Genomic DNA, 11758 nt, shown 5'->3' with positions numbered 1-11758 from the left:
ATGAACGCACAGCACCTTCAGCCCACCGGCTCCGCCTACTTCATCGCCAAGGAGACGGAAAGGCCGGAGAACCACACGCTTTCCGTGCTGGTCGACAATGAGCCGGGCGTGCTCGCCCGGGTCATCGGCCTGTTCTCCGGGCGCGGCTACAACATCGAGAGCCTAACCGTTTCCGAGACCGAGCATGAGAAGCACCTGTCGCGCATCACCATCGTGACGCGCGGCACGCCGCATGTGCTGGAGCAGATCAAGCATCAGCTCGAACGCATCGTGCCGGTCCACCGCGTGGTCGACCTGACCGTGCGTTCGCACGAGTTCGGCCAGGAGCGGCCGCTGGAGCGGGAACTGGCGCTGGTCAAGGTTGCCGGTACCGGCGAGGCCCGCGTCGAGGCACTGCGGCTGGCCGACGCCTTCCGCGCCAGCGTCATCGACGCCAACACCGAGCATTTCATCTTCGAGATCACCGGCAAGGGCTCCAAGCTCGACCAGTTCATCGCCATCATGAAGCCGCTCGGCCTAGTCGAGATCTGCCGCACCGGCGTGGCAGCCATGAACCGCGGCCCGCAGGGGATGTAGGCACGGCTCGGCCTTCCAAATCTTTGACAGGCATAGGTCTGGCTCTGCCATAAACCGGCCGCTGGTCTTTGTACGGCCGCCGGAAAGAGACAATAGTGCTGACGTGTCTGGGAGGATATCATGTCGCTTGACGCATTCCTTGCCCTGCTCGTCTATGCCTTGGTGACGTCGATCACGCCGGGGCCGAACAATTTCATGCTGCTGGCATCGGGCGTGAATTTCGGCATCGTCAGGACGGTTCCACACATGCTGGGCATCAGCATCGGGTTCCTGGTGTTGCTGGTGGCGGTTGGGCTTGGCCTGGGTGCGGTGCTGACGGCGTTTCCGATCCTGCATACGGCACTCAAGGTCGCCGGCGGCGCCTATCTGCTTTATCTCGCCTGGAAGATCGCCATGTCGCGTTCGCTTGCCGGCAAGGGTGAGGCGAAGGGGCAGCCGATGCGCTTCATCGATGCGGCGGCGTTCCAGTGGGTCAACCCCAAGGCATGGGTGATGGCGATCACTGCCATGGCCGTCTACACCAATCCGGAGCATCCGTTCCTGTCGGTGGTGTTGATCTCGGTGGCCTTCACCGTCGTCAATTTGCCGAGCGTCTCGGTGTGGGCGGGTTTCGGCACCGCGCTGCGCGGTTTCCTGTCCGACCCGGTGCGGCTGAAATGGTTCAACATCGCCATGGGCGTGCTGCTGGCGGCGACGCTGTGGCCCATGCTGCGCTAGGTGTGTCGGTATTCAGGTGATGCCGGCCTGACCTGAAATCCGACCCACCTTAGTCGGCTGCACATCCATTGTGCAGTGCACATTAAATCTTCGTAATGCCGTGTTTTGGCCCTTTTCCGACAAAGGCGTGTTCTATCTATTCGGCTAAATCGCGGCAAAGGGCCGTGATTTGCGCTAGAATACCCATCGGACCACGGCGTGTCGGGTGGAGAGGGCCTTTGACCATGCGTGGAAAAGTCGTTCTTTCGTTGCTTGCCGTCGCTTGCCTTGCTGCGGCGGCCTGGCTCTATGTTTCGCCCGACACGCTGGGCAAGGTCCAACATATCATCGGCCAAAAGCAGGTGGCGGCAGCGGACCAGCCGGCCGCGGCTTCGGACAAGAAGGGCGCCACCGCGGCGCGCTCCGCATCCATCCTCTCGGCCGTCGCGTCGACGGCCGATTTCCCGATCCGGCGATACGCGATCGGTTTCGTCTCCTCTCCGGCCGTCGTCAGCATCAATGCGCGGGTATCCAGCCAGATCGTGTCGATCGACGTCAAGGACGGGCAGATGGTGAAGACCGGTGATCTGCTGTTCTCGCTCGATGACCGGGCGCTGAGGGCGCAACTGGCCAAGGATCAGGCCTCGCTCGCCAAGGACCAGGCGATGCTCGCCAGCTCGAATTCGGATCTCCAGCGCGCCAAGGACCTGGTCGCCAAGCAGGCCGGCACGCAACAGACCTACGATCAGGCAGTTGCGGCGCAAAAGGCCGCCGCGGCAACCGTCGATGCCGACAAGGCGACAATCGACGCCGACAACGTCCAGCTTGGCTTTGCCACGATCACCGCGCCGATTTCCGGCCGGCTTGGCGCCGTCAATGTCGCGGTCGGCGACCTGGTCACCACCAGCAACGGCAACAACAGCAGCACGGCGACCCCACTGGTGACCATCACCCAGATGGACCCCTTGCAGGTCAACTTCAATCTGCCGGAAAGTAACCTGGCGCTTCTGCACAAGGCGCTTGCCGCGCCGCAGCAGGGTGCCGTGACGCTGACCAAGGACGGCGATCCGACGCCAATCGGCAAGGGGACGCTCGATTTCGTCGACTCCAGCGTCGACACCGCTTCCGGCACGATCGCGACGCGGGCGAGCGTACCGAATGCCGATCTGTCGTTGTGGCCGGGCCAGTATGTGAATGTCGTGCTCGATGCCGGTATCATGCCTAAGATGACATCGGTTCCAACGGTTGCGGTGCAGCCCAGCCAGAAGGGGCCGTTCGTCTACGTGGTCAAGCCGGACAACACGGTCGAGATGCGGCCGGTAGAGGTGGCACTGACCGAAGGTGAAAACAGCGCCATTAGCCAGGGGCTGAAAAGCGGTGAGAAGGTTGTCACCGAAGGCCAGACAAGGCTGAAGGACGGCGCCGCCGTGCATGAAGGCAAGGCCGCGGCCGGTGGCGGCGGCCAAGCCGCTCCCAAGGTCGCGCAAGCCGACAAGGCCGGCGAGGCGGCCCAATGATCTCTGAATTCTGCATTCGCAGGCCGGTCGCCACCCTCCTGATGTCATTCGCCCTCGTGCTGGGCGGACTGTTCGCCTACAAGTTCCTGCCGGTGGCGGCACTGCCCAGCGCCGAATTCCCGGTGGTCAACGTCTCGGCCCAGTTGCCCGGCGCCTCGCCGGAAACGATGGCCACATCGGTGGCGACGCCACTGATCAAGCAATTCGCCACCATCGCTGGCATCGATTCGATTTCGACCACGAACTCGCTCGGTTCGACCTCGATCGCCATCCAGTTCGTGCTCAACCGCGACATCGACGCGGCAGCGGCCGACGTGCAGGCTGCGATCGCGCGTACGCAGAAATCATTGCCGCCGCAGATGACGGCGCCGCCGAGCTATCGCAAGGTCAATCCCGCCGATGCGCCGATCCTGCTGATGTCGCTGGTCAGCGACACGGTTCCGCTGACCGACCTCGATGCTTTCGCGGAAAACGTCATCTCGCCGTCGCTGTCGACCATCGACGGCGTCGCGCAAGTCTCGATCTTCGGCCAGCAGAAATACGCCGTGCGCATCCAGATCGATCCGACCGCGCTCGCCGCGCGCGGCATCTCGATCGATCAGCTGCAGGCGGCGATCGCGTCTGCAAACAGCAACACGCCGCTCGGCGTGCTGCAGAACGACAAGCAGCAGCTCACCATCACCGCCAACACGCAACTCACCGACGCTGCCGGCTTCTCCAACCTCATCATCGCCACCAAGAACGGTCACCCGGTACGGCTGGGCGAGGTGACCCGCGTCGTCGATTCGGTGCAGACCACGACGACGGCGAGCTGGTATGACGGAACGCGCGCCATCATCATGGCCGTGCAGCGCCAGCCCGACGCCAACACGGTCGACGTCGTCGACAAGGTCAAGGCGATGTTGCCGTCCTTCCAGGACCAGATGCCGGCCGCCGCCTCGATCAAGCTGCTCAACGACCGTTCGACCTCGATCCGCCAGGCCGTCGATGACGTGCAGTTCACGCTGCTGTTGACCATCGCGCTGGTGGTCATGGTGATCTTCGTGTTCCTGCGCCGGGTGACGGCGACCATCATCCCGGCCGTGGCTGTGCCGATCTCGCTGATCGCCACGCTTGGCGCGATGTTCCTGTTCGGCTTTTCCATCGACAACATATCGCTGATGGGCTTGACGCTTGCGGTCGGCCTTGTCGTCGACGATGCCATCGTGATGCTGGAAAACATCTTCCGCCATATGGAGGAGGATGGGTTGTCGGCCTTCGATGCGTCGCTGAAGGGCGCGCGCGAAATCGGCTTCACCATCATCTCGATCTCGATTTCGCTGGTCGCCGTGTTCATCCCCGTGCTTCTGATGGGCGGCGTGATCGGCCGCATCTTCAACGAGTTCGCCGTCGTGGTGACGGTCGCCATCCTGGCCTCGATGTTTGTGTCGCTGACGCTGACGCCGATGCTGTGCTCGCGGCTGCTGTCGGTTACCAAGGCCGATCGCGACAAGCATGGCCCTGGTCACAAGCAGGACTTCATCACACGCGGCTACGACCGGATCTTGAGCTTCTGCCTGCGGCACACCTTCCTGGTGTTCCTCGTCTTCATCGGAACCGCGGCAGCGTCGGTATGGCTGATCCAGGTCTCGCCGAAGGGCTTCTTCCCGCAGGAGGATATCGGCCAGATATCGGTGACGACCATCGCGCGCCAGGACATCTCGTTTGACGCCATGGTCAAGCTGCAAGGGCAGGTGGCCAACGTCTTCTCGCATTCGCCCTATGTCGACCATGTGGCGTGGTCGGCGGGCAGCGGCAACAATGCGCTCAACCAGGGGCAGCTCTTCGTCCAGCTCAAGGGGAAGGACCAACGTCCCGATATCGAGAAGGTGCTTTCGGATCTAAGGCGACAACTGGCCGGCGTGGCGGGTATCGAGACCTACATGCAACCGGTGCAGAATTTGAGGCTGGGTTCACGATCGTCGGCCAGCGCCTATCAGCTCGTGGTTCAGGGCCTGGATACCGGCCAGACCGATATCTGGGCGCAGAAGATGAACGACGCGATGGCGGCCGACCATGCGACTTTCGCCGACGTCACCAGCGACTTGCAGAACAATGCGCTGCAGGCGACGCTGGTAGTGGATCGCGATAAGGCCGCCCAACTCGGCATCGATACCGACACGCTGCGCTCCGCTCTCTATGGCGGGTTCGGCACCGACCAGGTTTCAACAATCTTCGGTTCGGCCGACAGCTACGAAGTCATCACCGAACTCGATCCCAACATCGAATGGTCGCCCGAGCGGATGCTGGCCATCCAGATGAGGACGGCGAGCGGCAGTCTGGTGCCGCTTGGCGCCTTTGCCCGGGTCGATCGCACGGCCGGCGCCTTGACGGTCAACCAGCTTGGCCAGCTGCCCGCGGTGACCATCTCCTACAATCTGCCGCAAGGCGTGGCGCTCGGCGACAGCGTGACCCGCATCAACGCGCTCAAAGAGCAGATCGGCATGCCGACGGCGATCTCGACGACCTTTGCGGGCACGGCCAAGACCTTCCAGGATTCGCTGGCCAACCAGGGCCTGCTGATCGGCGGCGCCATCCTGACCATCTACATCGTCCTTGGCATCCTCTACGAAAGCTTCATCCACCCGCTCACCATCCTCACCGGCCTGCCATCGGCGGTGCTTGGCGCCGTCGTTGCGCTGCGCTTCGCCGGCATGGATCTGTCTGTCATAGCGGTGATCGGCATTTTGATGCTGATCGGCATCGTCAAGAAGAACGGCATCATGATGGTCGACGTGGCGCTGGAATTGCGACGAGACGGCTTGTCGGCCACCGAGTCCATCCACAAGGCTTGCCTCATGCGTTTCAGGCCGATCATGATGACGACGCTGGCCGCACTGATGGGCACGTTTCCGATTGCGCTCGGCACCGGCGCCAGCGCCGAGCTGCGCCAGCCGCTGGGTGTGGCCGTTGTTGGCGGCCTGCTTGCTTCGCAGGCGCTGACCTTGTTCGTGACGCCGGTGATCTATGTCTACATGGAGAACTTCTCGGGCTGGCTGGTCGGGCTGATGCCGAAGCGCAAGGCTGAAGAGATCCCGAAGGAACCTGTGAGGCAGCCCTCTCTGTTCGATGTCAACGAGGAGCAGCAGCTCGAACCGCAGAAGACGGCCGCCGAATAGAATTCAAGGTCGCCAGGATCTGGCCCAAGGCGTTGCGCTTGCGGTGGCATCACCGGAAACGTAATTTGCGGTCATGTCACACGATCACGATCACGACAACGAGCTCGATCCCTTTGCCGCGCGGGTACGTGCGCTGGAGACGATCCTCACTCGCAAGGGGCTGATCGATCCGGCCGCGATCGATGTCATCGTCGACACCTACGAGACCAGGATCGGCCCGCGCAATGGCGCTAAAGTGGTGGCGAAGGCCTGGGCCGACCCGGCATTCGCCGACTGGCTGAAACGCGATGCGACAGCGGCGATCGAATCGCTCAGCTACACCGGCCGCCAAGGCGAGCATATGCAGGCGGTCTTCAACACCGAGGACACGCATAATCTCGTCGTCTGCACGCTGTGCTCTTGCTATCCGTGGTCTGTGCTCGGCCTGCCTCCGGTCTGGTACAAGGCGCCGCCCTACCGCTCGCGCGCGGTCATCGATCCCCGCGGTGTGCTGGAGGAGTTCGGGCTGACGCTGCCGGCCGACAAAAAGATCCGCGTCTGGGATTCCACCGCCGAGCTGCGCTATCTCGTCGTGCCGATGCGTCCCGACGGCACCGAGGGCTGGAGCGAGGAGCGGCTGGCCGATCTGGTGAGCCGCGACGCGATGATCGGCACCGCTCTGGCGAGGCAGCCGGCATGAACGGGCCGCAGGACCTTGGCGGGCAGATGGGCTTCGGTCCGGTCGCGCCGGAAATTGACGAGCCGTATTTCCATGCCGCCTGGGAAAGGCGGGCGCTGGGCGTGACCTTATGCGCAGGCGCGATGGGCGCGTGGAACATTGACGAGAGCCGGCATGCCCGGGAATCGCTGCATCCTGCCGACTATTATGCCTCCAGCTACTACGAGATATGGATCAAGGCGCTGGAAGTGCTGCTCAAGGGCCATGGTTTTGTCAGCGAGCGCGATCTCAAGGCAGGCACCGCGGTCGATCCGGCGGCGGCGCCGAAACGGGTGCTGAAGGCCGAAAACGTGCCTGCGGTGCTGGCCAAGGGCGGTCCTTGCGACCGGCCGGTGGCGCAGCCGGCGCGGTTCAAGGCCGGCGATCCCGTGCGGACCAAGAACTTCAACCCGACCGGCCACACGCGGCTGCCGCGCTATGCACGCGGCAAGCATGGAACGATCGAGGCGGTGCGCGACGGCTTTGTGTTTCCAGACAGCAACGCGCATGGCCAGGGCGAAAACCCGCAATGGGTCTACACGGTGGTTTTCGAAGGGTCGGAAATCTGGGGCGAGGGCGCCGACCCGACGCTGAGCGTGTCGATCGATGCCTGGGAGAGCTATCTTGAGCCGGCGTGAGGCAAACGATCACGCCGCCGATTTGCCGCTTAGCGTCGATGCCCCGGTCTTTGCCGGGCCATGGCAGGCCGAAGTGTTCGCCATGACGGTGGCGCTGCATGACAAGGGCCAGTTTTCGTGGAGCGAATGGGCGCAGGCATTGTCGGCACAGGTGAAGAAGCCGGGTGCCGCGGATGACGGCCATGACTATTACGAACATTGGCTGGTGGCGCTGGAAAGCTTGCTCGTCTCGAAAGGGCTGGCCGCCAGGGCGGATGTCGATGCCATGGCTGAAGCCTGGGAGCGCGCCGCGCACGCCACTCCGCATGGCAAGCCGATCCTGCTGGAGAACGACCCTAGGCCGATCCGATAGGTCGTGGCAGCAGCCTGACCATAATCGTGGCGCTGCTACCTCTGTTCTCTTTACGTTCTTGTTTGCGCCTGATAGCCTGACCCGTCCGCGGCACTGAAGCGCCCCGACACGTCGATGGTGGTGGCGGCTATCTTGTCTTTCCCTTGCGAATCCGGTCTCTCGCGCTGATGGAATTCTCTCCCCAACAGGACGAGGCGCTGCAAGCGGTTGCCCGCTGGCTCAAGACCGGAAAGCCACAGCTGTTCCGGCTGTTCGGCTATGCCGGCACCGGCAAGACGACGCTGGCGCGCTATTTCGCCGAGCATGTCGACGGCCAGGTCCAGTTCGCCGCCTTCACCGGCAAGGCCGCACAGGTACTGCGCTCCAAGGGCGCGATCAACGCCCGCACCATCCATTCGCTGATCTATCGGCCGAAGGGCGAGGAATCGGTATCGGACGAGGTCACCGGCAAGACCTCGATGTCACCGACCTTTTCGCTCAACCGGCAGAGCCCGATCTCGCGGGCGAAACTGGTTGTCATCGACGAATGTTCGATGGTCGACGAACAGCTTGGCCGCGACCTGATGAGTTTCGGCACGCCGATCCTGGTGCTCGGCGACCCTGGCCAGCTGCCGCCGATTTCGGGCGGCGGCTTCTTCACCGACCACGAGCCGGATTTCCTGCTCACCGAAATCCACCGGCAGGCACGCGACAATCCGATCCTGCGGCTGGCGCTCGACGTGCGCGAGGGCCGCGAATTCATGCGTGGCGACTATGGCACGGCACAGGTGATCGGCAAGGAAGACGTCACCCAGGAACTGGTGCTGAAGGCCGACCAAGTGCTGGTCGGCACCAACCGGACTCGGCGGCGCTACAATCAGCGGCTGCGCGAACTCAAAGGCTTCAATGCCGACTATCCGCAGGCCGGCGACAAGCTCGTCTGCCTGCGCAACGATCCGGCCAAGGGCCTGCTTAACGGCTCGCTGTGGAAGGTGATGACCTCGTCGCGCGAGACGGTGAAGCCCGGCATCAACCTTCTGGTGTCGCCGGAAGAGGACGATCCGGATCGCGGCGTCGCCAAGATCAAACTGCTCAAGGCGGCCTTCGAGGATCCGGATGCCGACATTCCCTGGCAGCAGAAGAAGCGCTTCGACGATTTCGACTATGGCTACGCGCTGACCGTGCACAAGGCGCAGGGCTCGCAATGGAACGAGATCGTGCTGTTCGATGAAAGCTGGGCCTTCAAGGAAACCCGCCAGCGCTGGCTCTACACCGCCATCACGCGCGCGGCCGAGCGGCTGACGATCGTCAGGTAGCAGGCATTCGACGGCCCTGCGGGGCTGTCGTGTTTCAGCCTCGACCCTGTTGCTCTTCGGTCGGCCGGGCTCCAAGCCATTGCCAGGCCGAGGCTTCGTCCTCGGTCTCGAAATGCTTGAATTCGATTGACGGCGCATCCCGCAGGACATGTCGCGCGTCGGCGATCCAGTCCGGCTCGCCGATCGTCGCGCAACGGCCGACATGTTGCATTGCATGGGCGGTGCCCTGCGTCAGGGTCTCTTCGGCAATATTGGCCCAGTCGACGCCATCGTGATCGACAAGGCGCACCAGCACGTCGATATGTGGGTGAAGGGCATAGGCTGCCTCCATCAACCCGAAAAGGTTTTCGCCATCGGCCGCCGAGACGTGGCCGACGACATCGATGGCGAGAAGATCGTCACGGCTGGTCTCGAGACGACGGATAGCCGGTACGGCATCGAGAAAATTCATGGCGCTTCCTTTCGCGGACTCACTTCATCACGCTTGGAACACTCGAAACCCCCTGTCTGTTCCCGCCAAAGGCATTATAGGTGGCGCGTCGAATGATCTCCGAGGCCGCTTCCATGCCCGCAAAACTCTCCGTCAATCTCAATGCCGTCGCCATGCTGCGCAACAGGCGTGACCTGCCGTGGCCGAGCGTGACGGGCCTCGGCCGCATCGCGCTCGCAGCCGGGGCGCATGGGCTGACGGTGCATCCGCGCCCAGACGAGCGGCACACGAGACACTCGGATCTGCCTGAGATACGGTCCCTGATCGACGACGAATTTCCGCGCGCGGAATTCAACATCGAGGGCTATCCGACCGAGGATTTCCTGGTGCTTGTGGAAAAGCATCAGCCCGAACAGGTGACGCTGGTGCCGGACGATCCGGCGCAGGCGACGTCGGACCATGGCTGGAACTTTGCCGCCGAGGCCGCGTTCCTTACTCCGATCGTCAGGCGTCTGAAGAAGGGCGGCTTTCGTGTGTCGATGTTTTCGGACCCGGATCCTGCGGGCGTGACGGCCGCGCGTGACACCGGCGCCGACCGCATAGAGCTTTATACAGGTCCGTATGGTAGTTATCATTCCGATCCCGCCGGAGCGGCCAAGGAATTGGAAAGACTGGGAAAAACCGCTGATGCCGCGCTTGTCGCCGGTCTTCAGGTCAATGCCGGGCACGATCTGGTGGTCAGCAACCTTCCGGCACTGGCAAAGCGCATTCCGGCGTTAGCCGAAGTGTCGATCGGACATGGATTGACAGCCGACGCGTTGAAGTATGGCATGGCCGGCACGGTGGGGCGGTTCCTGAAGGCCTGCGGGTGGTAGGGTAGAGCCGCGCATTGAAAGTATGGCAGCCATCGCGTGCAATTGATATCGTATCGCAGCATGCATAGAGCGCCGCGCGCTTGTCGGAGAGTGGTCGATGGCCCTTGCCAGTAGCGGTAGCGAGGCTGGAACCGTCGAACAATCGAGCCATTCCGAGGTCGAAAAGCACAGCACCAAGGTTCTGATGCTGGGCGCGCTCGGTGTCGTCTATGGCGATATCGGCACCAGCCCCATCTACGCCTTCCGAGAAGCGCTCCATGCTTCTCCCGGCACCGATACGCGTAGCGATGTGCTGGGCGTTCTGTCGCTGATTGTCTGGGCGCTGACGATCATCGTCACCATAAAGTATGTCGCCTTCGTGCTTCGTGCAGACAACAAGGGCGAGGGCGGTACGCTATCCCTGATGGCGCTTGCACGAAGCGCCTATCCGAAAGGCGCCCGACTAATTCTCGGGATCGGGCTTTGCGGTGCGGCGCTGTTCTTTGGCGACGCTATCATCACACCGGCCATCTCCGTGCTCTCGGCGGTCGAAGGCTTGGAGGTGGTGACCCCGACACTGGATGCCTATGTCGTGCCCATCACGCTGGTCATCCTGGCCTTTCTGTTTTCGGTGCAACGCTTCGGCACCGGAAAGGTCGCGGCGGTGTTCGGGCCGGTGACAGCGCTTTGGTTCCTGGCCATCGGCATCGCAGGGCTCTATCACCTGACGGACGATCCATCGGTCCTGATGGCGATCAATCCTTACTACGCCGTCTATTATCTCGCCGGTACTCCGACCGCCGCCTTTGTGACCGTCGGTGCCGTGTTCCTGGCCGTGACCGGGGCCGAGGCGCTCTATGTCGATCTCGGCCATTTCGGGCGCAAGCCGATCGTGATGGCCTGGTTTTCCGTGGTTTTCCCGTGCCTGCTGCTCAACTATTTCGGGCAAGGCGCTTTTGTCCTGGCCAATGGTGGCAGGCCGACCAATCCATTCTTTCAGATGCTGCCTGACTGGGCACTGATGCCGATGGTGGGCATGGCAACGGCCGCGACCGTTATCGCCAGCCAGGCGGTCATCTCGGGCGCTTTTTCACTGACCCGTCAGGCCGTACAGCTCAACCTTCTGCCGCGCATCGAGGTGCAGCATACCTCTGAAATGCAGCTCGGGCAGATTTACATGCCCCGCGTCAACCTGCTCATCGCGATCGGGGTGATGCTGCTGGTGGTTGGTTTCGGCAGCTCGAGTGCGCTGGCCTCCGCTTACGGAATTTCGGTGACCGGCGAAATGCTGATGACGACCATTCTGCTGTTCGTGGTGATGCGCAAGCTGTGGAAATGGAAGCTGGCGCTTGCCTTGGCTCTGGCCCTGCTGTTCGGCATTATCGACAGCGGTTTCTTCTTGGCAAACGTCGTCAAGATATTCGAAGGCGGATGGGTATCAATTACTGTCGCCTGCATGATGGGGCTGATCATGTCGACATGGATTCGCGGCACCCGCTATCTGTTCGACAAGACCCGGCGCAACGAGATTCCGCTCGATTTCCT

General features: G+C 62.7%; 11 protein-coding genes. 10 read left to right on the top strand and 1 reads right to left on the bottom strand.

Annotated features, from left to right (window positions below):
• From ilvN to AC07FD_RS16655, 8 genes are all read left to right on the top strand, one after another.
• Positions 1-576: an acetolactate synthase small subunit gene (gene ilvN, locus AC07FD_RS16690; RefSeq protein WP_013894763.1), complete on the top strand. Its 576-nt coding sequence runs from the start codon at positions 1-3 to the stop codon at positions 574-576.
• A gap of 120 nt (positions 577-696) precedes the next feature.
• On the top strand, positions 697-1293 hold the full coding sequence (locus AC07FD_RS16685; RefSeq protein WP_457151506.1) for a LysE family translocator: 597 nt from the start codon (positions 697-699) through the stop codon (positions 1291-1293).
• Between the two features lie 224 nt (positions 1294-1517).
• On the top strand, positions 1518-2789 hold the full coding sequence (locus AC07FD_RS16680; protein ID WP_478350731.1) for an efflux RND transporter periplasmic adaptor subunit: 1272 nt from the start codon (positions 1518-1520) through the stop codon (positions 2787-2789).
• Positions 2786-5947 (top strand): efflux RND transporter permease subunit, encoded by a 3162-nt coding sequence (locus AC07FD_RS16675; protein ID WP_478350730.1) that lies wholly within the window; start codon positions 2786-2788, stop codon positions 5945-5947. The genes AC07FD_RS16680 and AC07FD_RS16675 overlap by 4 nt, the downstream gene beginning before the upstream one ends.
• 73 nt (positions 5948-6020) lie before the next feature.
• The gene (nthA, locus tag AC07FD_RS16670; RefSeq protein ID WP_477287034.1) at positions 6021-6626 is read left to right on the top strand and encodes a nitrile hydratase subunit alpha; all 606 of its coding nucleotides are present in this window, start codon (positions 6021-6023) and stop codon (positions 6624-6626) included.
• Entirely contained in the window at positions 6623-7282 is a 660-nt protein-coding gene (gene nthB, locus AC07FD_RS16665) for a nitrile hydratase subunit beta (protein WP_478350729.1), read from the top strand. Before nthA ends, nthB begins: the two co-directional genes overlap by 4 nt.
• Positions 7269-7634 (top strand): nitrile hydratase accessory protein, encoded by a 366-nt coding sequence (locus AC07FD_RS16660; RefSeq protein ID WP_478350728.1) that lies wholly within the window; start codon positions 7269-7271, stop codon positions 7632-7634. Before nthB ends, AC07FD_RS16660 begins: the two co-directional genes overlap by 14 nt.
• A gap of 167 nt (positions 7635-7801) precedes the next feature.
• Positions 7802-8929, top strand: coding sequence for an ATP-dependent DNA helicase (locus AC07FD_RS16655; protein WP_457151500.1), 1128 nt, complete (start codon positions 7802-7804; stop codon positions 8927-8929).
• A 34-nt stretch (positions 8930-8963) separates the two neighbouring features.
• Here AC07FD_RS16655 and AC07FD_RS16650 read toward each other — a convergent pair whose 3' ends face one another.
• Positions 8964-9380, bottom strand: coding sequence for a SpoIIAA family protein (locus AC07FD_RS16650; RefSeq protein ID WP_478350727.1), 417 nt, complete (start codon positions 9378-9380; stop codon positions 8964-8966).
• Between the two features lie 113 nt (positions 9381-9493).
• On the opposite strand from AC07FD_RS16650, the gene AC07FD_RS16645 reads away from it, so the two are divergent.
• Positions 9494-10234: a pyridoxine 5'-phosphate synthase gene (locus AC07FD_RS16645; RefSeq protein ID WP_478350726.1), complete on the top strand. Its 741-nt coding sequence runs from the start codon at positions 9494-9496 to the stop codon at positions 10232-10234.
• 97 nt (positions 10235-10331) lie between these two features.
• Positions 10332-11758: potassium transporter Kup (locus tag AC07FD_RS16640; RefSeq protein ID WP_478350725.1), on the top strand; the 1427-nt coding region annotated here is incomplete at its 3' end.

The sequence above is a fragment of the Mesorhizobium waitakense genome (genome assembly GCF_056431085.1).
The sequence above is the reverse complement of the archived record's forward strand: the minus strand, read 5'-3'. Positions and strand labels throughout refer to the sequence as shown.

Bases quoted from the DNA above. Each gene is read 5' to 3' on its own strand.
- AC07FD_RS16655 (WP_457151500.1), top strand. From the start codon at position 7,802: ATGGAATTCTCTCCCCAACAGGACGAGGCGCTGCAAGCGGTTGCCCGC.
- AC07FD_RS16680 (WP_478350731.1), top strand. From the start codon at position 1,518: ATGCGTGGAAAAGTCGTTCTTTCGTTGCTTGCCGTCGCTTGCCTTGCT.
- AC07FD_RS16675 (WP_478350730.1), top strand. From the start codon at position 2,786: ATGATCTCTGAATTCTGCATTCGCAGGCCGGTCGCCACCCTCCTGATG.
- nthB (WP_478350729.1), top strand. From the start codon at position 6,623: ATGAACGGGCCGCAGGACCTTGGCGGGCAGATGGGCTTCGGTCCGGTC.
- AC07FD_RS16685 (WP_457151506.1), top strand. From the start codon at position 697: ATGTCGCTTGACGCATTCCTTGCCCTGCTCGTCTATGCCTTGGTGACG.
- ilvN (WP_013894763.1), top strand. From the start codon at position 1: ATGAACGCACAGCACCTTCAGCCCACCGGCTCCGCCTACTTCATCGCC.
- AC07FD_RS16650 (WP_478350727.1), bottom strand. From the start codon at position 9,380: ATGAATTTTCTCGATGCCGTACCGGCTATCCGTCGTCTCGAGACCAGC.
- AC07FD_RS16645 (WP_478350726.1), top strand. From the start codon at position 9,494: ATGCCCGCAAAACTCTCCGTCAATCTCAATGCCGTCGCCATGCTGCGC.
- nthA (WP_477287034.1), top strand. From the start codon at position 6,021: ATGTCACACGATCACGATCACGACAACGAGCTCGATCCCTTTGCCGCG.